We start from the raw sequence: 24,708 nt of genomic DNA, 5'->3' as shown, positions 1-24,708 counted from the left end.
GGGTCTTATTTTTTTTGTTACACACTTACTTCACTCTTATCAGAAATAGGAAGTCTTGCCTTACGGAATCCATCAACTATATTAATAACACCAAACACTATAAACAAGGTGATTACACCACCGACAGTCCATTTTTCAAATGCTGCAAATTGTGATAGATAAGTTGTGAAGTCTTCATTGAACAACGCAGAATTCAGTAAAATAGCGATAAAAACACCAGTGCGCAGGAATTCTACAATTGCATTAAAAACTGCGATCTTAATGGTCCATTGCCCTTTAAGTAACATAAACAAATACAATGCTACTTCTATTACGATTACACCTATAACAAATGGTAGGTAGTTAAGTAGAACGTCTTGATTAAAAGCTGGAATTATAAACTCCAGACCTTCTCCGCCGCCTTCATATACACCAATAAGCTTATCAGAGTAAAAATAAAGTGTTGCCCAAATTGCTGTCCACATTAGTCCACCAAAAACATGCAACTTTGTAATTGCTTTTTTTACTGGGATATAAGGAATGTTTTTTAGTTCATCTGCTTTCCATTTACTTAGACTAGTTGTTAATGGTTCATTGTCTTTACCTTTATCTACTCGCTCAATAATCGCAAAGACAATGGTAAACCAGAAAAAGACTTGCATAGCAACTTCAATGATTCTCCATATTCCGATGCCAATAACTTCTAACACAATATTGATAATCGCACCATCACCAGTAAAGCCTATCAAATACTCGGCAATTACAGATATTAGCGATACAACAATTGAGATTGGCAAAATCAACTTTAATAGTGTTACATACACATCGAAATAACGTGGTCCAATTAGGTGCATGGGTGCGTCACGATAACCGCTCGCTAAAGCAACCGGATTTCCTAATTGGTTAAGAACTGTTTTCACATCTTCCTCATTATATTCATCTGGAAGCATATCTTCGATTGTTGATCGTAATTCAAGCGCGATGTCTTTGCGATTTTTCTCTGGAATCCTTTTTATGACCTCCTGAATATAAACGTCAATCAGATTCATCGTTTTCATCTCCTTTTAATAAATCATAGAGTTCTTTTGAATTCTTAATCCATTCCTCTTTTAACTGTGAAAAAACCTCTAACCCATACTTACTTAATTCATAATACTTGCGGGGCCTGCTTTCAGACGTATCCCAATAACTTGTTACTAGTTCTTGTTTTTCAAGACGTCGAAGCAATGGATAAAGAGTGCTCTGGTCAATTGCAATGTTTGATTGTTCCAATGATTGAACAAGCGAATAGCCATACTGTGGTGTTCGTAATTGGCTTAAAACAGCTAATGTTAAGGTACCTCTCCTAAGTTCCGTTGTTAATGATTGCAGCAAGTTACTCATTTGCCCACCTCAATTCTATATACTATATGTCATACACTATGCGGTTTATACTATGCATGATACAGTATTGTGGTTACAATAGCAACTGGAATTGAATAATATTAATGATTTTTAAAAATATTTAGATGGTCTTTACGTTTCTTAATAAATAGTAAACGGAGAGTTTATTGTAGGTAGTTGAAGCAAAGAGTATGCTTATTACAGGAGGTGTCCACATGGATAGTAAAAAAGTTGGACGGCTTATCTTTAGTCTTCGTAAAGAAAAAAACATGACACAAAAGGATATAGCAAATGCATTGCGTATTACAGTTCAAACTGTTTCAAAGTGGGAGAGAGGTATAGGGTGCCCAGACGTTTCGTTACTTGGAGATCTTGCTAACCTACTTGGTGTAAGTATAGAAAAAATATTAGCAGGAGATTTAAATGAGAATGTGGATAATGGAGGAAATATGAGAAAGATTAAATTTTATACTTGTCAAAACTGCGGAAATATTATTTACAGCACAGGTGATGGTGAAATTTCGTGTTGTGGTAGGAAACTAGAGAATTTGGTTGCGAAATCTGTAGATAATGAGCATCAAATAACAATTAATGAAATGGATAGTCAATATTTTGTAACCCTTCAACATGAGATGAGTAAGACTCACTATATTTCGTTTATCTCCTATGTAACGTATGATAGAGTACTTTTAATAAAAATGTATCCTGAACAAAATCCCGAAGTGCGGTTACCTAGAATGTCTCGAGGTAAGTTATATGTTTATTGTAATGTGGACGGGCTTTTCGTAAGAGATATAAAATAATAAAGCGGGGAGCTAGACTCCCCATTGCTACCTGAATGTTTTTATGTTGTTTCTTCCTCCATGTTTTGCTTGATATAATGATTGATCTGCTTCTTCTATTAATTCATCAAGATTTTTAGTTTGAGATTGGCCGCTAATCCCAATAGAGATTGTTAATGTACCGTTTGGCTGTGCTTCTTCGCCAAAGAAGCGATATTCTTCTACACTTTTTCTAAACTGCTCAGCCATTTCAATGGCTGTCGTTATGTTATTTGTAGGAAAACAAATGATGAATTCTTCTCCACCGTATCTTGCATAAATATCTTCACTTCGTACGTTTTTCTCCAAAAGCTGCCCAATAATTCGCAGCACACTATCTCCACCTGGATGGCCGTGTGTGTCATTATAATTTTTAAAATAATCCACATCAAACATGGCGACATAAAAGGGTTTTTCTTGAGAAGAAAATTCTCCGACTTTATTTCGGAAATGGCGTATGTTATATAAACTCGTCAATGTATCATGACGCGATTGAAATTCAAGCTCTTTTTTAGACAGCAAATTACGATTTGTGTCATTTTGTATTAAGCCAATACAAATTACTGCAACAATTTCAAAAGAAGTCATGATAAGCGCTGTATCCAGTGTAATTGGTGTAGACCAAAGCATGAGTACTAATCGTATTATCTGATAGATTAAAAATGCCTTCATCATTTGCTTAAAATAAATAATCGTGTATGGCGGATTATAAGAACTTTTTTTATGAAAGAAAGACCCAATAATATACGGAATAAAAATAGCTTGTATAATTCCTTGAGTTACGGTAGGTCCTCCTAATCCGTAGCGATACCAGGTTGGAAGAAGTAAAGCAATAATACCTAGTCTCCAACCCCCTAAATAAGCAATAAAAAAGATCGGGACTCCTCTAAGATCAACTCTCATTCCTTCAATACTTAAAGGATGATGCATAACCAATACACTTAAAAGGCTTATAGCAAGCGGAGCTAGCCACGTTATATAAGCCATTTTTTTTACCTTACCAATCAAAAATTCTTTCGTTTTTAAAGCGGCATACATAAAAGCAATAATCAGTGTCATGTTTTCCAAAAAGGTGTCAAGAATTAGATGCATCTTTGTTTTCTCCTATATAAATAATTCAACAATTTACTTTAGCAAGAAAGAGAAAACACAACAATGATTTTTTTCACTATTTGTCATAATGGTTTCAACAGAAGTTTCCACCTATATTGTTTTGCTTTCCTCCACACAATAATAGTGTCTCATTATTATTTGAAAAGGAGGCCCAACATATGAACTATATGCAATTGATTACGTCACTTCTTAGTGGTGGAAGAGGAAAAAAATTACTGAAAATGGTACAAAGAAGACGCAGCAACAATAACTGGATATGGATTTCATTACTCGGAGTTACCATTTTAGGGTTAGTAGGTGGTAGAAATAAGGTGCAAGATACATTCCAAAATGGTATGCAGCAGGCCAAAAACAGCTTTCAAGATAAACCACAAAGAAATCCATTTGAGGTGAATTTTAATTTAGCCACAGAAATAGCAAAAGAAATAAAACCAGACTTTGAACCACCCTCACAGAATGAATTAAATAGACAATAAATAATACGTATTAGGGCTCTCGGTTCCATTTCGAAAGCCTATTTTTTTGTATGTTATTATGGACTTTAGGAGGGGTGATTTTATGAAGTTTTATATTGCTTCAAGTTTGCAAAATAAGGAGCAGGTAACGTATGTAAGTGACAAATTAAAAAGGGAAGGCTATATACATACATATGATTGGACTAAAAATGAAAATGTGTCAACATTAGAAAAGCTACGAGAAATTGGTCGATTGGAAAAAGAAGCCGTTATCAATTCCGATATTGTTATTGTGTTATTACCAGGTGGAAAAGGAACCCATATTGAACTGGGAATTGCACTTGGTTTAGAAAAGAAAGTATATCTATATTCACCAACAGATGAAATAAATAATGTTGAGACGACAAGTACCTTTTACCATTTACCTCAAATAGAAAAGTGCGTTGGTTCGGTTGAAGAGTTGATTGAAAGAGTAGTTTCTGAAAGTAAATAAAACATATCTCACTTGTTATAGGAAACACTATCTGGTATAGATTTTGATTTCAGGAGGGTGCAATATGCCAGAGGAACATCAGAATATCAGGCTATCATCGAGTGAGGTCGCTGTTTTATGGGGTACTTATATAAATGATACGCTGGGAATATGTGCAATCACGTATTTTTTAGAGCATGTAGAGGATTCCGAAATTCGTTCAATACTGGAATATGCCCTAGATTTATCAAAAAAACATATTGATATACTTCGGGAACTTTTCGCTAAGGAAGATTTCCCTCTACCAGTGGGGTTTACAGAGCAAGACGTAAATCCTAAGGCGGCTAAGTTATTTTCTGATAGCTTCATTCTCTATTATATTCAGAACATGGGGGCAATGGGGATTAATAGCTATAGTGTTTCATTACCTAATTCAGCCCGAATGGATATTCGAGATTTCTTTACATCATGCTTAGGATCATCTTCTGAACTCTTTAACCGTGCAAGTAATTTATTGCAAGAAAGAGGTTTATTTATTCGTTCACCCATACTTCCATACCCCGAAAAAACAGAATTTATACATAAAAAACATTTCCTATCTGGCTGGTTAGGGGACCAACGACCTTTAACAACTACTGAAATTTCCTTTCTGTTTTTTAATTTGTACCGAAATACATTAGGATCAGCTATGTTAATGGGGTTTTCACAAGTTGCGGAATCGAAGGCAGTACGTAGGTATCTTGTAAGAGGATCAGAAATTGCAAACCATCATTGCACTGTGTTTAGCAAATTTCTTACTGAATCCAATATTATGTCACCCATGACCTGGGATATCTCACCGCTACTAACGAAGGAAGCTCCGTTTAGCGATAAATTGATGATGTTTCATACAGCTGCACTAAACAATGCAGGAGTTGGGTATTACGGATCTAGTATGGGAGGTTCTGCTCGAAAGGACTTATCAGTAGCATATGCACGTCTTTCTATTGAAGTAAGTGAGTTCGCAGCAGATGGAGCAAGATTAATGATTGATAATGGCTGGCTTGAAAAGCCTCCATCTGCACCAGACCGAAAAAAGTTAGCAAGAGGCTAGCATGAAAAATAGCGCTAATCATGGGATTTGCGCTATTTTTTTATGTAATTGATTGATTAGTGAACTTTATCTTACGGAGATTTTCCCCTTATTAATCACTCGGATTAATGCAATAGTACTCCTACATAAGAGAAACTTTACAAGTAAGCTGAAAAATGAATGGTACCAGGACCAGCCCTTTTTCCAACTTATAAGGTGTGTCTTTTTTGCTGCAATCGTTTCAATGATGGTCTGAGGAATGATAAAAGGAAATAGTTTTAAAAATAAACCAATTGGTTTACTGTTTAGCGTCCATTGATTGTAATATAGGAGCAATAAGGGATAATGAATATAATCAAAAGGAAGGTGTACTTTAACTTTGTTTTTAAAAGGTCTAATTTCGTATTTTAAATATCCCTTTTGAACAAGGTATTTATCTGAAAAGTAATTACCAATAAGACTAACAAGATATACAATTATCCAATCCTTAAAGGAACGTTTTACAATCGCAAACGGTAATAAAAGTAATCCAATTATGGTCGTTGTATATAAAAAGATAACAGATACTTTTCTTTTCTTGTTTCTCATTGGACACCTCATTTTTTAAACTATATTGTTAGAATATATCCTCACATGAATATTATGTATTAATTGGCGTATTGAAAAATGTAATAACATGGTTAGCATAGCAAAAATTAGATGTAACTCAAGCTTTCATTGATAAATATAAATATTTCCATACCCCATATCTTTTCTTGCGTAAGAATCGTTTATTAAGTAGAGACGTCTTGAAGGAGTGATTGTTTTGCAGAGCAAAGCCTGGAAAAAGCTCTTTTCAGAGCCTAGTGGAAAAAGAAGAGATGAACAATTTAAGGAGCTTTATCCGAGTCTTCAAAGATATTGTCAATTTATCTCACAAAATAAATGGGATGGAGAAGATCTAGTTCAGGAATCGTTACTTAAGGCCTGGAATCATTATCAAAACCATACGGAATTATCTCCAGCATTACTAAATACTATTGCTCGTAATGAATGGATTGATAATGTTCGTCGTCGAAGTAAGGAATTACTTGAAGAAGTACCGGACCATAGTTACAATGGGGCAAAGGAAATCGAGGATCGTTTTGAAGTTATTCAAGAGCTATTGGCAGTATTAACACCAAAGCAAACTATTATGTTCGTTTTAAAAGAGGGATTTCAATTTCAAAATACTGAAATTGCTGCGTTATTAAACACAACAGAAACTGCTGTAAAGGCGATCATTTATCGAGCAAAACAAAGCATTAAAAAGAATGATAAAAATGATAATAACCCTCTAATTGAACAGTATTGGAATTCTGAAGAGCGAGAGCAAATTGAAAAGTTACTTCAGAAAGCTTTTGCTAATCAAGATCCGTCTATATTAATTAAAAAGATTCCTACAATTAGATCTTTAACAAAAGAAACAAATCCTACTTGCTCTGTAAAAAAGTCACTTTTCTTCAAAGCTCCTTCAAGCACTGTCTCTATGGCTGCATAACGAATGCAGGATAGAAGGAGGAAATGAAATGAATATGATTCCGTATGTAATTGAACAATCAAGAAGTGGTGAGCGTTCCTATGATATTTATTCAAGGCTATTAAAAGATCGAATTATTATGATAGGTGATGAAATTAACGATAATGTTGCTAACAGTGTTGTTGCTCAGCTTTTATTTTTAACAGCTGATGATCCTGAGAAGGATATTTCGCTGTATATTAATAGTCCAGGTGGTTCGACTTCAGCAGGATTTGCAATTTTTGATACAATGCAATACATTAAGCCAGATGTAAGAACGATTTGTACAGGAATGGCCGCTTCATTCGGTGCCATGCTATTACTAGCAGGAACAAAAGGAAAACGATTAGCACTACCTAATAGCGAAATCATGATTCATCAGCCATTAGGAGGAGCGCGTGGGCAAGCAACGGAAATTGAAATTTCTGCAAAACGAATCCTAAAACTTCGAGAACATATAAATCAAATAATATCTGAACGCACTGGTCAACCGGTTGAGAAAGTAGCCAGGGATACAGACCGCGATTATTTTATGAGTGCCGAAGAAGCGAGAGAATATGGAATAATTGATGATATTGTCAGGTAAGTAAAAAGGGTAAATAGTAAGCTAAGCTGATAGTTTGATTTTTGTAATTAACCTTAAAGCAGTCTCTGTATAGGACTGCTTTATTATTTTACAAATGTTTTAGATAAGGTGAAGGTAAATATAGTACTTGAAATGGATATATATCTTAAAATTTTCTTATGAATTTTTAATTTTAGTATTTTAATTTATTGAAAAAAGGTTTTAATAAAGCTGTTTCCATTAAAATGTTACTAGTCTAGTATTTTAGGATCAAATAATTTTCTAGGAGTAAAATATGAGAAAACATAATTTGATACCAGTTTATATGATGGTCATTTTCATTCTTTTATCTGGCTGTACCTCCTCAACAAGTCCGGAACAAATTGAAACGAGCTCAACTCTGCATAATTACGATATCGAGATGATCTCCAAGGCTTTAGAAAAACATTCTGATTTTCCAATTTTAAATCCTGATGAAACTTTATAAGAAGAAATTGAAAGTGGAGAAAATAAAATAACAATTACCTACTCTTCAAATATAGAGGTAATTCCACATAGCACTATTACTAAACATAATGAAAATCTCGATGTGTGGGTAGAGGATTCAAATGCAGATTACTTTATAACTTTAGAAAAAGTTAGGGAACACAATGAAGTACAGGTGAAAAGCTACTGGAAGTATAGGTACCTACCAACTACAAATGAAGTAGAATTGTACAAAAGTGAAGATAATGAACATTAAAATCAATATTCTTTGAAAACTTGAAAATCTCTGAGGATCCTAAAAAAAGGAAACCTTCCTTACTTCTATTCGTATTTATTGTAAAAGGAACTCTTTTATGGGAAGGAAGGAGACCTTAATGAAACAACTATTTATGAAGCTAGCTATTATTATAGGCATTTATGTGTTGTTAATTCTTGTAAGTAGTCTATTGTTTCCTAATTTAAGTGACACTGTAGGAAGGATCGTTTCTGGGATATCCCTGGTAGTAAGTTTGGCAATTTCAACGTTAATTGTGAAGGAAAAAAATAAAAATTTACATGAATAAGAGTACAAAGGGATCGTCTTTGTACTCTCTAGTCTTTCTAGGATGAAAGGCTATTTTTCCTAATTTTCCAGCCGACATTTATGATTGCAAATAACCATAATAGCCCCAGTATGACATAAGTGTACAGAGAAACTAGTTGCGATGCATCTACTACTCCTAATAACGTTCTACAATTCGTAATAATAATGATTCCACCTACAAGGGTACCTAGCAGGTTCGTTGGTATGATTTTTACTAACCAGGCAGCAATTGGCGCTGCAATAATTCCTCCTATCATTAAAGCGAGTACCCATTGAAGATTAATATTTGACCAGCCCAATGTTAAAAGAAAACCAAGTGTAGATGAAACAGCAATAGCAAATTCGCTTGTATCAACTGAACCAATTACCTTGCGGGGTTCCATTTTATTACCTGTAATTAGAACTGGTGTAGCAATTGGCCCCCATCCTCCACCGCCTGTTGCGTCAAAGAATCCTGCAATGAAACCTAGTGGAATAAACTGTTTCCTTGTCATCGGCTTATTAGCGAACTTTTCATGGGGGTTGTATTTGAAGAGAAAACGGTAGATAACAAAAATACCTAAAATTAATAAAAATATAGATACATAAGGCTTTATGATATCACCAGGTATACTTCCAAGAAAACAAGCTCCAATAAAGGCACCGATTGAACCGGGAATGATTAACTTATATACGACCTGCTTGTCAACATTTCCGAATTTTATATGAGAAATACCAGATGCTGCAGTTGTAACGACTTCTGCCATGTTAACTGATGCAGATGCAACAGCGGGAGCAATTCCGAACATGAGTAGCAAGGAAGTAGAAGTCACTCCGTAGGCCATCCCTAATGAACCGTCAACAAGTTGAGCTGCTAAACCTATAAAGGCAAGAATTATTAATCTTCTCATTTTATCTCTCCTTTTTTCAACAAACCTTGAATAGACTAGGAATGTAACGAAAATGTTGATTGTTGACTAATCTAATCAAGTTTCTAACCTAAAATATGAACAATGCCTTTAGTGGGTTCTTTATCTAATAAAATTTAGGCATATGTCTATCTGTTGAAAGGAGCTGCGTGATGAAGGTTTCTAGTCGTGGTGAGTACGCATTACGAGCACTAATTTGTTTAGGTGGGGCCAAACAGGGCCTGAAAAATATTGAAGAAATAGCCGATACGACACTAGTACCAGTAAATTACTTAGAACAGATTCTTTTACAGTTAAAAAGAAATGGCTACGTTCAGAGTAAAAGAGGGGTAAATGGAGGGTACAAATTAAGTAGGGACCCCAGTGAAATTTTTATTGGAGATGTGATTCGGAATTTAGAAGGACCACTTGCCCCAATGGGGTGTGTAAGTGTTACTTCATATGAAAGTTGCCCTTTAGAGGTTGGTTGTATGTTAAAACCATTGTGGGCGATGGTTAGAGATACTGTGGCAGAGTTACTAGATAATACAACTCTAGCTGATATCCTTAGTGGTAATGTTGGAAAATGACAGATAGTAGATAATTTAGTGATTAATTTTTAATGATGATATCTTTAGGTGTATTAATTCGAGAAGGATTAATGCATTTTTTATTGAACAATATACAGGAAGGAAGTTTTAAAAGGTTTTTTAACATTAATGGTATGTGTCTTATTTTACTTTGGTTTTGGAACTTTATTTAGTAGTGAAAATGATGTCTTTACTGTAATTCATATGTTTGGAGCTACTATTATTTTGTTTTTAGCATTTATTATTTCTTTGTTGTTTTATGGTATTGATCTTATTAGAAAGAAATGATTTTAAGTGGAGGATAAGGATGGATAGATTACTGTTTGCTTTTGGACTCCTTTTATTTGCAGGTAGCTTTATATTTTTTATAATGAACTTTTTTTCGGATTTTGACGGAATTGCCCTTGTTTTCACTCTTTTTGGCATGTTAAATGCTGGTATAGCAATGGGAGTTGCTGAAATACTCAGTAGGTTAAATACCAAAACCAATAGCTGAGTTATTCCGTGGATTTTTAAAAGTGGTAGAAAAAAATTTATCACGGACATGAATTTGCTATTAAAGCGTACAGAGTTTACCATGATGAAATAAAGAGATTTCTTAACTGAAAGAGAGATGTTTAATATGGATACTCAAATAACTACGAAATTTAAAATAACGAAGCCTACTAATGAGGTATTTGAAGCAATTGTTGATCCAGAGAGGATAGGGAACTTTTGGTTTTCATCTAGCTCTGAGCGATGGGAACAAGGCAAGTCAATTACACTTAAATATGAAGAATACAATGCAGAAGGGGTAATAAATGTTCTAGAAATAGATCCAAATAAGAAAATTGTATTTTCATGGGGAGAAGAATCTGGGGAAGATACACTAGTAACAATTATTCTTAAAGAATTGGACATTAGTACTACAATTATTGAAATAACTGAATCAGGTTTTAGAGAAAATGACCCTGAGTTATTTCAAAAGTTGATTGGTCAAAAGGAAGGCTGGGTATATATGTTATCCTGTTTAAAGGGATATTTAGAATTTGGTGTTAAGGAAATGAGGGCTTCCTTAATACATTAGTAGAAATTTCAGGATTAGACTTAGTGAAATAAATAAAAAATGACACCATACTGGCATCATTTTATAAAAGATCCAAATTATTTAATATACATGGGTATGCGATTCTCAAATGAGGTCGCCTTTTTTTTAAAAAGATATTCTAGTTATCAAGAAGTCTTTAATAGATTTTCCATTTCTTCTTCGGTTACGAACTTCCATTTAATATCGTTATATACTTCTTTATCAAATGATTCAACGAGCTTATCAATTTCGACGTAGGTCAGCTTCAATTTTTGTTCTTTCATGTAGTTCTCACCATGCCTTTCACTAACATATTTCGTTATCATTTGTGACTTTGTGAGGGTTTGATAGGCTACTACTTTCGTACTAAATTTGAAGATCTAAACAAAAATAATAGGGGGAATGTGGATATGAGACAAATAATTGCAATGGGTGGCGGAGGATTTTCAATGGAGCCTGAAAATCTTTTGTTGGATCAATACATACTATCTCAGGTTAAAAAAGAAGTACCAAAGGTTTGTTTTGTAGCAACGGCAAGCGGGGACCAATCCGGTTACATTGAAAGATTTTACAATGCCTTCAAGTCGCTACCTTGTGAACCTACTCATCTATCCTTGTTTGAACCAGAATTTGAAAACTTAGAAGAGTTTGTCCTTGAGCAGGATATCATATATGTGGGTGGAGGTAACACTCGAAATTTGCTTCTTTTATGGAAGGAATGGGGGTTAGACCTTGTCTTGAAAAAAGCGTATGAAAAAGGGGTAATCCTAGCAGGTCTAAGTGCGGGTTCAATCTGTTGGTTTGAAGAGGGATTAACAGATCCGTTAAATGCTCCTTTATATAAATTGGATTGCTTAGGCTTCCTGAAGGGGAGTAATTGTCCACATTATGATGGAGAGAATAAAAGGAGGCCAGCGTATCACCAATTAATTGCAAAAGGGGAAATAAAAGAAGGGTATGGAGTAGACGATGGTGTAGCTCTCCATTTTAAAAATGAAGGTTTATCTTGTGTTGTTAGCTCCAGGGTTGAAGCGAAAGCGTATTTCGTTAAAGAAGTTGATGGTAGAGCAATAGAGACAGAGATTGATAGCGTTTATTTAGGGGATAAAAAGTAAAACTGCAGCTCCGTGTGGAGGTGCAGTTTTTATATTCTTATAAAATAGCATGGGGACCTTTATAGGTATGCAATTTCCGCAGAAGTACTAGAAAAACAATTTCTAACACAATCCTCACAGGAAGTGTGAATAGTAGAATACCCAATGTCAAATCACTTGGAAGGTTTATAAGGAATGTGTTAGCAAATGTGAAGATAAGCATGAAAGAGATATAAACGGTAAAGGTTCCAGTACTTCTTTTTATTAATGCTTCATCACAAAACGAAATAGCTACTTTCACGATTAGTTTAAAAATGAAAAACATTAAAGTTAAATGTAAAATTTCAATTGTTATAGTGTAGATAAACCAAGGAGAAATACCTTGTATTTGACTCATTTCATTTAACCCAATATCTTGTTGATAAAATACAATAGGAATACTCAAAGTGGTTAATGCCATCGCAAGTATTTTTACCTTTTTGGCGGGACATCCTTCTGTGAGGACACCTCGTATTCCCGAATAAATCAAATAATAACCAACGGGATCCGGAAATACATCAATAAAAACAATACGTACATCTAAGAGCAGGATGATAAATCCCCAGAAAAACCGATTAAAATTTATATTCAATGGACGTCACCACTTTTTTTAGACTCAATTAAATTGGTAATCTTTTGTTGAGTTAACCCGGGATGATCAATAATGGGCATTTCATTTATAAACGTTTCTCCTGAATCAGTTTTTCCAACCATTTTTATGCTGAATTGATAGTAACTAGCCCGTTCTGAATCAAATTGCATAAATAGGCGGATCCACTCATCCTTATCCATAGAAAGTGGCAATAAATCCTCAACAGGTTTGCCTGGAAGGTCTTTCCACTCCTTATTCCAATCATCATGATACCATGACGGAAAATCTCCATTTGAACGAAGTGTCTCTAGTTCGGATAGTCGTTCTTGTTCACGGTCAATTTTAAGTAATACGTCTTGTGATAATTCTTCAAAAGGAACTTCAATTTTATTAATAGTGATAGGTTGTGTGGTAAGTAGGGTTTGCTGACTTAGATGATCACTATCACTTCCACTCATACGTGTTTCAAAAACGATAGGTGTTGACTCCGTTTTTTTCATAATAACTTGGCCAATGTCTGCATGAACGGTTTTGCCATCTGAAAAATGGACATCCATTCCAGAGAATTTCCATAATTCGTCTCCTGGTAAGATCGGAAATGTAAGAAGGACAGATTTTAAATAATGATGAGTAAATTCTTGCTCAAACTGTGGTGTGTTTGCATCTGTATCCCACATGTTAAAAGCATCAGGTTCAGGATAAACAACTTCTCCATTAATATTGACGTAAGATACAGTTGATGAATCGGACTTGTTTGTAATGTAGTAGAAAGGCAAATGTATTTCATCTTCTTCATTAATGCTAGTTTCATAGTAATGCTCTAAAAATAATGGTGTATCAAGCTGTTTGGACTGAAAAAATATATAGTTACCAATCCAACTCAGAATGATAATTGATATACCAATCCAGAATATACTTCCTCTCAAATAAATTCCTCCAATTTAATGACATAAGTCATTCTATTTTACCATTTCTAATGGAAGTTTTTTCATATACTTCAAGATTATCACCAATTTGAAGTAGTCAATTTAATAAAATGGTAGGTGAACTAAAAACTAAATTATCTGATATATTTCTGGGAATAAATAAAGATTTAAAAATTCGAGTAAAATTGCTACAATCTGATTAAAGATATTTTTACTAAAAAAGGGGAAATACATTGTGGCTATTGCAAGAGACTTTTTTATAGCTTTATCTAAAAACCAGCTATTAAATGCTGGTGCGAAAAAATGGGGATTAAAGCTAGGTGCTGCAAAGGTTGTTGCGGGTACTGAAGTTAACGGAATGATTGAATCTGTCAAAAAGCTAAATGCGCTTGGTATTCGTGCAACAATAGATAATCTAGGAGAATTTGTGTTTAGTAGAGAGGAAGCAACTGAAGCAAAGGAAAACATCTTGGAAACGCTTAATGCAATTAAAGAAGCAAATGTTGATGCTCACCTTTCAGTAAAACTTACTCAAATTGGTTTAGATATTAGCTATGATTTTTGTTTAGCCAATATGCAAGAGATTATGTCACTTGCAAAGGAATTAGATATCTTTGTAAACATTGATATGGAAGATTACAGTCATGCTCAAATGACATTCGATCTTCTAGATGATTTACTAAAAGACTATGACAATGTCGGTACTGTTATTCAGGCATATTTGTTCCGCTCTGAAATGGATATCGAACGTTACAAAAATGTGCGTCTACGTCTTGTAAAAGGTGCTTATAAAGAAAACGAAGAAGTATCTCTTCAGAAAAAAGAAGACATTGATGCAAACTATATTAAACTAATTAAAACACGTCTACACCATCCAGGCTTTACATCAATTGCAACACATGACCATAACATTATCAACGAAATCAAACAATACGTAAAAGATAACAATATCTCTAACGATAAATTTGAATTCCAAATGCTATATGGATTCCGTTCTGAAATGCAAAAGGAACTTGTCGACGAAGGCTACGGCTTCTGTACTTATGTTCCATTCGGAAAAGACTGGTACGGCTACTTCATGAGAAGACTAGCTGAACGCCCACAAAACCTAAACTTAGTTTGGAAGAGTCTATTCTCAAAATAAATAAAAAATGGGTCAAGGGGACAGGTCCCTTGACCCATTTTTTATTTGTGGTGGGGCAGTGGAGCTATGTCCCAAACTAGTTCGATTTCAACACCTGCATTTTTTAGTAGGTTGTATAGGGGGCAGCGTTTGAGTACGATTTCTTTTAGTTCTTCTAGTTTCTCTGGTGTTTCATCAGTTTCAAAGACGATTTCGTTTATGACAGATTGGTAGTAGGGTGAAACATCTGCAGTACCCAATAGTCCACGCCGATCTACAACGGCAAGGCTTTTTATGTCAATATTTTCAAAGTGAAAATTTATTTCTCTTGCAACTAAATCGATTACCACAAAGATACATCCGTTGAATGCACCCAATACATATTCCAATGGTGTAGGAGCTTCATTGTCGCCGCCAATCTTTGTAGGTTCATCAATTAAAAATTGAAAGCCTCTCACGAACTGTTCTGTTTGAACGTTCTTTTTCCACACTGTTGTTACATCAATTTTTCGTAAATCGGTTGTAATACCCAAGTCTACCAGCCTCCTATATTATTTTTCTAACATGTCTTGTAACCGTTGTTTTCTCTTTTATAAAACTAATACAACTGATAAAAAATCCTGACACAATAAGCATTAAGATAATTCCTGTAATCCCATTTTGATGTAGGAATGAGAAAGTTGAGACTAGAAAACCAATTAAAGTGCATGAAAGGAGAAATGAGTAGAATCCCAGACTTTTAAATGATCCATTCCATTCCCACTTACTAGCGGTATCAAGTAAACTAGCAATTATTATCGTAATGATATTAACAATCATGCCGATCCAAACCGGATGGATGTTTAAATAAAAGTCGTTTACTGCCCAGCCACTAAGGTGATACCAAAGTAAACCGGATAATGAACCTGTAAAAAGTGAAATAAGGGCTGCTCGTTTTGTTACAACTGGCCAGAATAATGCAGCTACTACTGGTGCAAAAGTTGCCGAGTTTCTAGTAACCCATGCAAGTACATTCCACCAGGCGGACTGCTCTGACCGTAAAAGGGCAAAACCGACCATTAAAAGAGTTAATAGCACTAAAGACCATTTTGTATAGCGAATTAATTGCGCTTCCGTTGCTTTTTGATTTATGGCACTTCCAACATCGCGGCCTAAACTTGTAGCACCAGAAAATTGGCAAGGTGCACCCCAGCTTAGCGCGGCTGCCCAAAAGCCTAAGAAGAACAGTCCGACAAGAGGGGCTGGAAGAGTTTCCATTAGATACATTGGAACTGCTACTAGTCCACGGCCTTCATTTGGGACAACCTGTGCAGCAGCTAATCCGAAAAGCACAGCACCAATTATTAATGGAATACCAAGTAACGCAGCATAAAGCAATCCGTTGCGTCCTTGCTTCGGTGTTTTACAGGACAAAGCCATTTGAAACGCAGCTTGAGCTAGAATTACGTTAAAAAGGAAAGTACCAAACCAGGCTAAAATTGTTTGGATCCCTGCACCATCAAGGGAGGCGTATTGTGGTTTTTCTTCAAAGAGTGTCTTAAGTCCATCAATTCCAGGATTAAGGAAAAAGGCATATGTACCGATTCCCAGCATGATGAAAAAGACAATTACATTACTTAACTGTGTAATTCCGATTGCCCACATACCGCCGAACTGAAGATATACAAGGAGTAATAGGGCAGTTAATGCAACGGACCAAATTAGAGATATTCCTGTAAAAACAGAGAGGGCGGATGCAAAAGCTAGTGCTGTAGCGACAGACCACATCGGGAATGTAAAGGCAGTGATGGCACCAGCAACACCTCGAACTTTTTCACCATAACGGTCACCTAAAAGCCCAGATATGGTAACCAATGCTTTTTTACGAAAAGGGGCGATTAACACAAGTGCAATAATTAAAACATGTATCGTTTCCGCTACACCATACCAAATCGCAGAAATACCAGTAAGATAGCTAAGCTCTAAAATTGCGATATAAGAAGAACCTGAAAATAAACCTGTAATACAAACAGTGACTAATAATGTATTAAACCCACGACCTCCAACGAAAAATCCACTTCCATCAACTGCCTTCCGTTTTGCTATCTGACTTATAAAGATAAGATAAAACGTGTAAACCAAAGCAAACCCAATAAACCAATACCCAACACTTGTCATAATACCGCCTCCTAAATTTTATAGCATATATGAATAATCAAAACTAAACTCATGTGTTTAGTTGGATTAAAACAAGTGAGAGGCCATAAAAAAACCTCTCCCAAGAGGAAGAGGTACTATTATCTCTTCCTCATCTTTCAGACAATAAGTCTGTTGGACGTAGCACCTTTTTATTTTCCGTAGAAAATAAGAGGTTGCTGCAGGATCACCGGACCAATTTCCTCCCCTGGCTCTTGATAAGGATATACCGTATAAAATTAATACTAAATTTACAACGTGTTATTTGAAAAGTCAAACAATTTTTAAGAAATCTTTCTAAAGACCTAGGTGGTACGGAGGGACAGGTTCAGTCCCAAAATAAGCACAATTTGGATCTTGCGCTTAACTAGTGTTCTTAAATGGACTAGTAGGTTTTTGAACTACTATTGGTTGCAATACACGAAGGGGAGTAGTTAGTTTATTGGAGTTAAGAATTGCCAACTGGAGAAGCAATCATATCAGTTGGTCACTCATAGGGCAAATGAATTACTAACTGCTAAAGCATATTTATTAGTTAATTACTCATAGAGCAAGTAATTGCCGAATCCCAAATATCGGGAAAAATTTTTAAAGAATATGTGGACTTTTTTGGTGAGTTTCGGATATACTATAATTAACAATTAACATTTTGTTAATAGTAACATATACTAATTTCAAAAGGGGAAACACAATGTCGAACGAAGAAGCATTGAACCAATATGATGTAAAGAAATATCGCACGCCTGATGGATATACATCTGATATTGCTGTTTTCACTATTGTCTCAGAAAAAGCTGAGGTTTACAAACCACCGAAAATGACAATGAAGCTGATGCTTATACAACGCTCAATGACAAATGCAGAAGGAAAACCAAACATTGAAGCAGGGAAGTGGGCATTACCTGGCGGTTTTGTACAAGAAGATGAAACAGCTTTTGAAGCAGCAAAACGCGAGCTCGAAGAAGAGACGGGTGTTGGTGGGATTCATATTAAACACTTTGGAGTCTATGATAAGCCTGGTAGAGATCCAAGAGGCTGGATTATCACAAACGCCCATTATGCGATTGTCCCAGAGCATAGTTTATCCAAACGAAAAGCAAATGACGATGCAGCAGATGTGAAATTATTTGCACTAGATGAGGTTCTGTCATTGGAGCTTGCATTCGATCATGTTGAGATTATTAAAGATGCGATTGCGATGATTACCAATGACCTACTGCAAACAACAGTGGCAAAAAGATTTTTACCGACACAATTTACGTACTCTGAACTACAAGCGGTATTACTAACTGTGACTGATGATCCTGCAATAGCAAGTGAGCAAAGTTTTGCTAGAAAAATAAAAACTCTGCCATTTATCAAGCTTGTTCCAGGGAAAAAGACACAGCGTACATCCAAAGCACCAACACAGCTTTATGAATTTATTGATATGGATGTAGTTAAACCAATATATACAGCTAGATACTAATTTTTTGAAACGTACATTTAACAATATGTTAATTATTAATGTTTACTAAGATTAGGAGGAATACTAATGAAAAAGGCATTGATAAATATTGATTATACAAATGATTTTGTTGCATCAGATGGTGCGTTAACCTGTGGCGAACCGGGTCAGCAGATTGAAAATGAGATTGTGAGTATTACAGAAGAATTTATCTCTAACAACGATTATGTAGTCTTTGCAATTGACCTTCATAAAGAAGGTGATCACCGACACCCTGAAACGAAATTATTTCCCCCCCATAATATTGAGGATACATCAGGGAGATTGTTGTATGGGAAACTGCAAGGGGTATTCAATGATCAACAAGCAAATCCAAATGTATATTGGATGGATAAAACAAGATATTCAGCATTCGCTGGAACAGACCTTGAGCTAAAACTACGTGAACGTGGAATTACAGAAGTACATCTTGTAGGCGTATGTACCGACATTTGTGTGCTTCACACTGCTGTTGATGCCTACAACAGAGGCTTCAAAATTGTGGTGCATTCGAAAGCAGTAGCAAGCTTTAATCAAACTGGCCATGAATGGGCGTTAGGACACTTTAAAAGCTCAATCGGCGCAGAAGTATTATAGAAAGTGGGTCAGAGGGACAGGTCCCTTGTCCCACCTAAGAATGAAAACAGGGACAGGGAACCTGTCCCTGTGTCCCAAATTGGAGGTTATTATAATGAGTCAGTATAGAGATGATAGTTTGGCGTTACACACGGATTTGTATCAGATTAATATGTCTGAGACATATTGGAGGGAAGGGGTTCATAATCGTAGAGCGGTTTTTGAGGTGAATTTTCGTAAGCTTCCTTTTGGTAATGGATATGCGGTTTATGCAGGGCTTGAGAGAATCATTGATTTTTTAAAGAATTTTAAGTTCACGGAAAGTGATATCGAGTATTTGCGTGAAGAAGGTTACCAGGACGATTTCCTAGAGTATCTAAAAGAACTTCGTTTTACAGGGACAGTTCGTTCCATGAGAGAAGGAGAACTTGTTTTTGCGAATGAACCATTGATTAGAATTGAAGGACCTATCGTAGAGGTTCAGCTTGTGGAGACACCTATTTTAAATATCATTAACTATCAAACATTAATTGCGACAAAGGCATCTCGTATTAAACAGGTTGTTGGGGATGAGGTGGCAATGGAGTTTGGTACGCGTCGTGCACAAGAAATGGATGCTGCGATTTGGGGGACAAGAGCCGCTTATATAGGTGGCTTTGATGCGACATCAAATGTAAGAGCGGGAAAATTATTTGGTATTCCAATCGCGGGTACACATGCGCACTCAATGGTTCAAGCGTATCGTGATGAATATGCCGCTTTTAAAAAATACGCAGCAACACATAAGGATTGTGTGTTTCTAGTAGATACCTATGACACATTGAAGTCAGGTGTACCAAATGCAATCCGGGTTGCAAATGAGGAAGGAGATCGTATCAATTTTAAAGGAATCCGTTTAGATAGTGGAGATTTGGCGTATCTATCTAAAAAAGCTAGAAAAATGTTAGATGACGCTGGATATAAAGATACGAAAATTGTAGCTTCAAACGATCTCGATGAACATACGATTATCAACTTAAAAGCTCAGGGAGCAAAAATTGATACTTGGGGAGTTGGTACAAAGCTAATTACAGCTTATGATCAGCCTGCATTAGGTGCTGTATACAAGCTAGTATCAATTGAAGACAAAGATGGAAACATGGTTGATACGATTAAAATCAGTGGTAACCCTGAAAAAGTATCAACACCGGGATTAAAACGAGTGTATCGAATTATTAACAAAGCAAATCAAAAATCTGAAGGGGATTATATCACCCTTGAGCACGAAGATCCACAAAGTGAAAAACGCTTAAAAATGTTCCATCCGGTTCATACTTTCGTGAGTAAGTTTGTAACAAATTTTGAAGCAAGAGAGTTACAGCATACAATCTTTGAAAAAGGTGAACTTGTTTATGAGGTCCCTACTCTTCAGGAGATCCGAGAGTTTGTACAAGAAAACTTAACTCTACTGTGGGATGAATATAAGCGTCCGGCAATGCCAGAAGAATATCCTGTTGACCTTAGTCAAGCGTGCTGGGATAACAAGATGAAGCGAATTGAAGAAGTAAAAGTAAACATTGAAGAAATGATTTCAAATATAGACGTAAAGTAAGACGGGGATGTTTTTAACGGGGGAGATGCACATGGCGAAAATCGGTATTTACGGGTCTTCATTTGATCCAATAACAAATGTTCATTTATGGACAGCGAGTACAGTTGCTCATCGTTGTAAGCTAGATAAAATTATCTTTCTACCATGCTCTAGTAAACGCAAAGATAAAAAAATGAAGATAGAAGACAAACACAGACTGAAAATGGTAGAACTTGCAATCGAGGATAATGAAAAGTTTATCGTGGATGACTACGAAATGAATCAAGATGCCTGGAAAATTAGTACGTATGAAACCTTAAAGCATTTTAAAAAGGTCTTTTCAAATGATGACATTTATTTCATTATGGGAGCAGATTTACTTGTTGATATAGGAGAAGGCAGATGGGACCACGCAGAGGCCCTCGTCCGAGAAAATAAGTTCATTGTAATGGCACGTGAAGGTTTTAATATGTTACAGGCGATTAGTAAATCACCACTTTTGCGTAACAATGATGATGGATCTACATTTCATTTATTAGACAAGGGACTCGCCATGGAAATTAGCTCAACCTACATTCGTGAAGAACTCGCTTTAGGCGGAGAACCTCGTTACTTATTGCCTGAGGCTTGTTATCGCTATATAAAAGAGCATTTATTGTACAAATAGGAGGAAATCTAGTATGAGTATGCAGGAGCAAATCATTAAAGCATTAAACGTTAAACCTGTTATTGACCCCAAAGAAGAAATTAAAATGCGAGTTAGCTTTTTAAAAGAATATATACTAAAAAGTAAGGCAAAGGGCTTTGTTCTTGGTATAAGTGGTGGTCAAGATTCAACATTGGCAGGTAAACTTGCACAACTAGCAGTGGAGGAACTTCGTTCAGAAGGGCATGATGCAACATTCACGGCTGTTCGTTTGCCTTATAACATACAACAAGATGAAGACGATGCTCAAGCAGCATTAGCATTCATTAAACCAGATAAATCCATCACATTTGATATATCGGAAACAGTAGATGCATTCGTTTCGAACTATAAAAATGTCACTTCTGAAAATATAAGTGATTTCAATAAGGGGAACGTGAAAGCGAGAGTCCGTATGATTACGCAATACGCAATCGGTGGAGAGAACGGTTTGCTTGTAATTGGAACTGATCATGCAGCAGAAGCGGTAACTGGCTTTTTCACAAAATATGGTGATGGTGGAGCAGATGTGCTACCTTTAACCGGATTAAGTAAACGTCAAGGACGTGCTCTTCTAAAGGAACTGGGTGCAGAAGAACGCCTCTATTTAAAAGTACCAACTGCAGATTTATTGGACAATAAACCTCAACAAGCAGACGAAACAGAACTGGGTATTTCATATGACACACTAGATGACTACCTAGAAGGAAAAAAAGTACCAAAAGAAGTCGCAGAAAAAATTGAAGCACGTTACACCGTATCTGAACATAAAAGACACGAACCAGCATCCATGTTTGACACATGGTGGAAATAAACCAGGAGGACGATCCTCCTGGTTTATTTTTTGGCAGATAGGAAAGCATAAAATTCTTTCCTATCTGCATAAGTGCAACTACGCCTCTGCTGTCGCCTAAAGGCTAGGCAATCGCCGAGTTTTCTAAGGATAAGGGGACAGGTCCATTGTCCCATTTTCAGGTAAGAGTATAGAATAAAGCTGGATGTCATTATATAGTAAAAGAATACCAATTATCGGTACCGTATTAAAAGGCAATAGGGGGATAAGCATGCAAGAATTCATTGAATCATTTTTGTTCATCATGATGGTAATAAGTCCTGCAGTAGTCGGGATACCATTACAAGTAATGATGACAAGAAAAAAAGAAAAACTAACGTGGTTTTACCTTGTGAATTGTATTATTGCGTCTGGGGTACAGCTGATTTTTGTAGTAAGTTATACCTTTTATGTAGCAAATTTAGATTCACAACGTGCCCAAGCAATAGGCTGGTTATTAGTTATTTATGTCTTTATCTGTATTTTCCTAGTAGGAATTAACTCCCTTATCATTCTTCTTGCTCACTTTATAACAAAATGGGTAATGAAGAGGAAAGGTAATAAAATAGTGGAGGTATAAGTGGAGAGTGAGTGGAAGTAATATAGCCATTTTATTCTAAGCATTCATCCAGTTTGGACCTGACCAAATAAAGAGGAAGTCAATTCCGGAGAACTGACTTCCTGTGTTTAAAAAATTAATATAACCTCTTAAACCCTTCAAAATGCTTTTTCCAATAAGAGTCGTTTACGTTAGAAATGATCACGCCTTTATCTGAAGCATGTACAAATTCATTGTTGCCAAGATAAATCCCCACATGAGAGATACCCGGCTTATAGGTTCCTTGAAAGAACACTAAGTCTCCAATTTTAGGTGCATCTACATAATAGGAACGCATATGGTAGCCTTCGCTTGAATAGCGATTAATTTGTAATCCTGCTTCTTTATATGCATAGAAAATGAACCCACTGCAGTCAAAACCGTTAGGTGTAGACCCACCCCATGCGTAGACTGCTCCCAATTGGCTTTTTGCTATAGTAATTAGCTGATCTACGTTATAGCTAACTTCAGTTGAAGGAGATTCATCTTTTGGAGTTTCTACTTTAGCGCCTACTCCAATAGTTAACTTTTGGCCAATATAAATCATATCTGATTTCAGGTTATTCCAGATTTTAAGGTTGGTAACTGTCACTTTATATTCTGTTGCAATTCTAGACAAAGTGTCTCCTGACTTAACTGTATAGACAGTAGATGACTGTACCGGTTCTTCCTTAGGTTTCTCAGTTTTTGGGGTTGTTGAGTTATTTGGTTTCTCAGATGATGTAGGATTACTTACCACGAACACATTACCAGGGTAAATTAGTGTTGAAGTTAAGTTATTCCACTTCATTAATTGAGTAAGTGAAACCTTATGCTTTGATGCAATACCACTTAATGTATCACCAGATTTTACGGTGTATGTAGTTGCCTTTGAAGTATTGTTTTCTTGATTTTCTTTTTCTTTCACAGGTGACGGGTTGTTACTCGTTGGATTACTGGTGGAATTTACTTCTGTCTTAAGAACTTGATTAGGGAAAATAAGATCAGTGGTTAAATTGTTTAAGGATTTCAATTGTGAAACAGAAATATCGTGCTTTTGAGCAATCTTCCAAAGAGAATCACCATTCTGAACTTTGTACGTGCTTGCTGCCTCAGTCTCTTCTGCACCGAAAAATGCAGAGGCTATGAACGCAGTCGCAGTCACCGACAGATAAACTTTCTTATTACTCACCATTCGACCTCCTCGAAAAACTAGTAAACTAATAATAATTATACAATATGATTGTCTAGATTTGTAGATTAATGTGGAAATAGAGGAATAGTTATCCAATTAGGAAGGAATGTAAGGTGTAAAAGTGTCAAAAACTGGTGAGTGTTGGTATGAGGAAACATACAAGCGAATTCGAGGATTCATTAAAGAGGATTTGGAATTCACACATCTGAAAATTATGTGGAACTAGAGCAAAAGGATGTTGTTATTAAATTTTTTCTCATTTTTGATGTATATTAAAAAAAATGTGGGACAAGGTTCCTGTCCGACTCCACCAAATTAGTGTGTAGAAGTTTTTGTACTTTTTAACATGCTCAGATATGTTAACTAACTGTGGAAGTCGATAAGGTATGTATTTCTAACACCTTTACGCCCCGATATGGTTCACACAAGTGGAGTACGTTGTAACGCAATCGCTCCAGGTGGAGTTGAAACAAACATTAGCTCTTCTATGACAGGTGTTAACCATTTTGGAATGGGACGTATTCAACAAGGTCTAGCAATCAATCCATGTATCGAAAAAACCGGAAGAAATCGCAAACATTGCTCTATTCCTAGCTACTGATGAATCAAGCTTTGTGAGTGGAACCGTTATTCCTGGTGATGCAGGTTGGACTGCCTACTAAAAAAGTACTGTATTCTATATTCTTTACAAACATAAGAGAATTCTATGCCGCCACTTAGTGTTTAAGATGGTGTTTTTTGGTATATAGGAAAAGCTTGTTTGTCCCTTTTCCAAAATGCTTGCCTCATTTAGCAATATTCTCTAGGTGTACCTATTGTTTAATGGGAA

At 35.8% G+C, this 24,708-nt stretch carries 30 protein-coding genes, 1 pseudogene and 1 riboswitch; of the genes and pseudogenes, 20 read left to right on the top strand and 11 right to left on the bottom strand.

The window, feature by feature from the left end; translation table 11 throughout:
* Positions 1-17: 17 nt before the first annotated feature.
* Both AB3M96_RS16805 and AB3M96_RS16800 read right to left on the bottom strand, forming a co-directional pair.
* Entirely contained in the window at positions 18-1,028 is a 1,011-nt protein-coding gene (locus AB3M96_RS16805) for a hypothetical protein (RefSeq protein WP_412968792.1), read from the bottom strand.
* Entirely contained in the window at positions 1,015-1,362 is a 348-nt protein-coding gene (locus tag AB3M96_RS16800; RefSeq protein ID WP_412968791.1) for a PadR family transcriptional regulator, read from the bottom strand. Before AB3M96_RS16800 ends, AB3M96_RS16805 begins: the two co-directional genes overlap by 14 nt.
* Before the next feature lie 215 nt (positions 1,363-1,577).
* On the opposite strand from AB3M96_RS16800, the gene AB3M96_RS16795 reads away from it, so the two are divergent.
* Complete coding sequence (locus AB3M96_RS16795) at positions 1,578-2,165, top strand: helix-turn-helix domain-containing protein (RefSeq protein WP_412968790.1); 588 nt, start codon at positions 1,578-1,580, stop codon at positions 2,163-2,165.
* A 27-nt stretch (positions 2,166-2,192) separates the two neighbouring features.
* Here the strand turns inward: AB3M96_RS16795 and AB3M96_RS16790 are convergent, their stop codons facing one another.
* Positions 2,193-3,275, bottom strand: a complete 1,083-nt coding sequence (locus AB3M96_RS16790) for a diguanylate cyclase (protein WP_412968789.1) — start codon at positions 3,273-3,275, stop codon at positions 2,193-2,195.
* Between the two features lie 179 nt (positions 3,276-3,454).
* On the opposite strand from AB3M96_RS16790, the gene AB3M96_RS16785 reads away from it, so the two are divergent.
* The 3 genes from AB3M96_RS16785 to AB3M96_RS16775 all read left to right on the top strand — a co-directional run bounded on the left by AB3M96_RS16785 (position 3,455) and on the right by AB3M96_RS16775 (position 5,316).
* Positions 3,455-3,772, top strand: a complete 318-nt coding sequence (locus AB3M96_RS16785) for a hypothetical protein (protein ID WP_412968788.1) — start codon at positions 3,455-3,457, stop codon at positions 3,770-3,772.
* Positions 3,773-3,854: 82 nt separating this feature from the next.
* A complete protein-coding gene (locus AB3M96_RS16780) occupies positions 3,855-4,244 on the top strand; it encodes a nucleoside 2-deoxyribosyltransferase (protein WP_412968787.1) in 390 nt (129 codons plus the stop codon).
* A gap of 64 nt (positions 4,245-4,308) precedes the next feature.
* Positions 4,309-5,316: a DUF3231 family protein gene (locus tag AB3M96_RS16775; protein ID WP_412968786.1), complete on the top strand. Its 1,008-nt coding sequence runs from the start codon at positions 4,309-4,311 to the stop codon at positions 5,314-5,316.
* Between the two features lie 66 nt (positions 5,317-5,382).
* On the opposite strand, the gene AB3M96_RS16770 is transcribed toward AB3M96_RS16775, so the two are convergent.
* The gene (locus tag AB3M96_RS16770) at positions 5,383-5,883 is read right to left on the bottom strand and encodes a CBO0543 family protein (RefSeq protein WP_412968785.1); all 501 of its coding nucleotides are present in this window, start codon (positions 5,881-5,883) and stop codon (positions 5,383-5,385) included.
* Positions 5,884-6,100: 217 nt separating this feature from the next.
* Here AB3M96_RS16770 and AB3M96_RS16765 point away from each other — a divergent pair, with 217 nt between their 5' ends.
* The 4 genes from AB3M96_RS16765 (at position 6,101) to AB3M96_RS16750 (ending at position 8,446) form a co-directional block, all read left to right on the top strand.
* On the top strand, positions 6,101-6,814 hold the full coding sequence (locus tag AB3M96_RS16765) for a sigma-70 family RNA polymerase sigma factor (RefSeq protein ID WP_412968784.1): 714 nt from the start codon (positions 6,101-6,103) through the stop codon (positions 6,812-6,814).
* 28 nt (positions 6,815-6,842) lie between these two features.
* On the top strand, positions 6,843-7,418 hold the full coding sequence (gene clpP / locus AB3M96_RS16760; RefSeq protein ID WP_412968783.1) for an ATP-dependent Clp endopeptidase proteolytic subunit ClpP: 576 nt from the start codon (positions 6,843-6,845) through the stop codon (positions 7,416-7,418).
* A gap of 274 nt (positions 7,419-7,692) precedes the next feature.
* Positions 7,693-7,884 (top strand): hypothetical protein, encoded by a 192-nt coding sequence (locus AB3M96_RS16755; RefSeq protein ID WP_412968782.1) that lies wholly within the window; start codon positions 7,693-7,695, stop codon positions 7,882-7,884.
* 373 nt (positions 7,885-8,257) lie between these two features.
* A complete protein-coding gene (locus AB3M96_RS16750; RefSeq protein ID WP_412968781.1) occupies positions 8,258-8,446 on the top strand; it encodes a hypothetical protein in 189 nt (62 codons plus the stop codon).
* Positions 8,447-8,483: 37 nt separating this feature from the next.
* Here AB3M96_RS16750 and AB3M96_RS16745 read toward each other — a convergent pair whose 3' ends face one another.
* A complete protein-coding gene (locus AB3M96_RS16745) occupies positions 8,484-9,356 on the bottom strand; it encodes a sulfite exporter TauE/SafE family protein (RefSeq protein ID WP_412968780.1) in 873 nt (290 codons plus the stop codon).
* 170 nt (positions 9,357-9,526) lie between these two features.
* On the opposite strand from AB3M96_RS16745, the gene AB3M96_RS16740 reads away from it, so the two are divergent.
* From AB3M96_RS16740 to AB3M96_RS16730, 3 genes are all read left to right on the top strand, one after another.
* Entirely contained in the window at positions 9,527-9,943 is a 417-nt protein-coding gene (locus tag AB3M96_RS16740) for an RrF2 family transcriptional regulator (protein ID WP_412968779.1), read from the top strand.
* A 307-nt stretch (positions 9,944-10,250) separates the two neighbouring features.
* On the top strand, positions 10,251-10,439 hold the full coding sequence (locus tag AB3M96_RS16735) for a hypothetical protein (RefSeq protein ID WP_412968778.1): 189 nt from the start codon (positions 10,251-10,253) through the stop codon (positions 10,437-10,439).
* A gap of 126 nt (positions 10,440-10,565) precedes the next feature.
* The gene (locus AB3M96_RS16730) at positions 10,566-11,009 is read left to right on the top strand and encodes an SRPBCC family protein (RefSeq protein WP_412968777.1); all 444 of its coding nucleotides are present in this window, start codon (positions 10,566-10,568) and stop codon (positions 11,007-11,009) included.
* 146 nt (positions 11,010-11,155) lie between these two features.
* Here the strand turns inward: AB3M96_RS16730 and AB3M96_RS16725 are convergent, their stop codons facing one another.
* Positions 11,156-11,293, bottom strand: a complete 138-nt coding sequence (locus AB3M96_RS16725) for a hypothetical protein (protein ID WP_412968776.1) — start codon at positions 11,291-11,293, stop codon at positions 11,156-11,158.
* A 126-nt stretch (positions 11,294-11,419) separates the two neighbouring features.
* Between AB3M96_RS16725 and AB3M96_RS16720 the strand changes: the two genes are divergently transcribed.
* On the top strand, positions 11,420-12,124 hold the full coding sequence (locus tag AB3M96_RS16720) for a Type 1 glutamine amidotransferase-like domain-containing protein (RefSeq protein ID WP_412968775.1): 705 nt from the start codon (positions 11,420-11,422) through the stop codon (positions 12,122-12,124).
* 37 nt (positions 12,125-12,161) lie between these two features.
* Here the strand turns inward: AB3M96_RS16720 and AB3M96_RS16715 are convergent, their stop codons facing one another.
* Complete coding sequence (locus AB3M96_RS16715) at positions 12,162-12,734, bottom strand: hypothetical protein (RefSeq protein WP_412968774.1); 573 nt, start codon at positions 12,732-12,734, stop codon at positions 12,162-12,164.
* Positions 12,731-13,660, bottom strand: a complete 930-nt coding sequence (locus AB3M96_RS16710; RefSeq protein WP_412968773.1) for a hypothetical protein — start codon at positions 13,658-13,660, stop codon at positions 12,731-12,733. Before AB3M96_RS16710 ends, AB3M96_RS16715 begins: the two co-directional genes overlap by 4 nt.
* Before the next feature lie 241 nt (positions 13,661-13,901).
* On the opposite strand from AB3M96_RS16710, the gene AB3M96_RS16705 reads away from it, so the two are divergent.
* Positions 13,902-14,804, top strand: coding sequence for a proline dehydrogenase family protein (locus AB3M96_RS16705; RefSeq protein ID WP_412968848.1), 903 nt, complete (start codon positions 13,902-13,904; stop codon positions 14,802-14,804).
* 41 nt (positions 14,805-14,845) lie between these two features.
* Here the strand turns inward: AB3M96_RS16705 and AB3M96_RS16700 are convergent, their stop codons facing one another.
* Positions 14,846-15,316 (bottom strand): OsmC family protein, encoded by a 471-nt coding sequence (locus tag AB3M96_RS16700; protein ID WP_412968772.1) that lies wholly within the window; start codon positions 15,314-15,316, stop codon positions 14,846-14,848.
* A gap of 13 nt (positions 15,317-15,329) precedes the next feature.
* Positions 15,330-16,940 carry a sodium:solute symporter family protein gene (locus AB3M96_RS16695; RefSeq protein WP_412968771.1) on the bottom strand — a complete coding sequence of 537 codons (1,611 nt, stop codon included), beginning with the start codon at positions 16,938-16,940 and terminating at the stop codon, positions 15,330-15,332.
* Between the two features lie 127 nt (positions 16,941-17,067).
* A riboswitch (SAM riboswitch) is annotated at positions 17,068-17,183 on the bottom strand.
* A gap of 466 nt (positions 17,184-17,649) precedes the next feature.
* Between AB3M96_RS16695 and AB3M96_RS16690 the strand changes: the two genes are divergently transcribed.
* From AB3M96_RS16690 to AB3M96_RS16665, 6 genes are all read left to right on the top strand, one after another.
* Positions 17,650-18,426 (top strand): NUDIX domain-containing protein, encoded by a 777-nt coding sequence (locus AB3M96_RS16690; protein WP_412968770.1) that lies wholly within the window; start codon positions 17,650-17,652, stop codon positions 18,424-18,426.
* A gap of 66 nt (positions 18,427-18,492) precedes the next feature.
* Positions 18,493-19,041 carry a cysteine hydrolase family protein gene (locus tag AB3M96_RS16685; RefSeq protein ID WP_412968769.1) on the top strand — a complete coding sequence of 183 codons (549 nt, stop codon included), beginning with the start codon at positions 18,493-18,495 and terminating at the stop codon, positions 19,039-19,041.
* A 94-nt stretch (positions 19,042-19,135) separates the two neighbouring features.
* Positions 19,136-20,611 carry a nicotinate phosphoribosyltransferase gene (locus tag AB3M96_RS16680; protein ID WP_412968768.1) on the top strand — a complete coding sequence of 492 codons (1,476 nt, stop codon included), beginning with the start codon at positions 19,136-19,138 and terminating at the stop codon, positions 20,609-20,611.
* 31 nt (positions 20,612-20,642) lie between these two features.
* Complete coding sequence (gene nadD / locus AB3M96_RS16675) at positions 20,643-21,257, top strand: nicotinate (nicotinamide) nucleotide adenylyltransferase (protein WP_412968767.1); 615 nt, start codon at positions 20,643-20,645, stop codon at positions 21,255-21,257.
* Positions 21,258-21,270: 13 nt separating this feature from the next.
* The gene (gene nadE / locus AB3M96_RS16670; RefSeq protein WP_412968766.1) at positions 21,271-22,089 is read left to right on the top strand and encodes an NAD(+) synthase; all 819 of its coding nucleotides are present in this window, start codon (positions 21,271-21,273) and stop codon (positions 22,087-22,089) included.
* A gap of 250 nt (positions 22,090-22,339) precedes the next feature.
* The gene (locus tag AB3M96_RS16665; protein ID WP_412968765.1) at positions 22,340-22,687 is read left to right on the top strand and encodes a hypothetical protein; all 348 of its coding nucleotides are present in this window, start codon (positions 22,340-22,342) and stop codon (positions 22,685-22,687) included.
* A gap of 115 nt (positions 22,688-22,802) precedes the next feature.
* Here AB3M96_RS16665 and AB3M96_RS16660 read toward each other — a convergent pair whose 3' ends face one another.
* Positions 22,803-23,876: a C40 family peptidase gene (locus tag AB3M96_RS16660; protein WP_412968764.1), complete on the bottom strand. Its 1,074-nt coding sequence runs from the start codon at positions 23,874-23,876 to the stop codon at positions 22,803-22,805.
* A 433-nt stretch (positions 23,877-24,309) separates the two neighbouring features.
* On the opposite strand from AB3M96_RS16660, the pseudogene AB3M96_RS16655 reads away from it, so the two are divergent.
* A pseudogene (locus tag AB3M96_RS16655) lies at positions 24,310-24,541 on the top strand (SDR family oxidoreductase); the annotation flags it as partial.
* Positions 24,542-24,708 lie beyond the last annotated feature (167 nt).

Origin of the sequence: Ferdinandcohnia jepli (assembly GCF_047246645.1) — a bacterium.
Taxonomy (GTDB): domain Bacteria; phylum Bacillota; class Bacilli; order Bacillales; family Bacillaceae_L; genus Ferdinandcohnia.
Note: the sequence above shows the minus strand (reverse complement) of the source record. Positions and strands in the feature narration are given on the sequence as shown.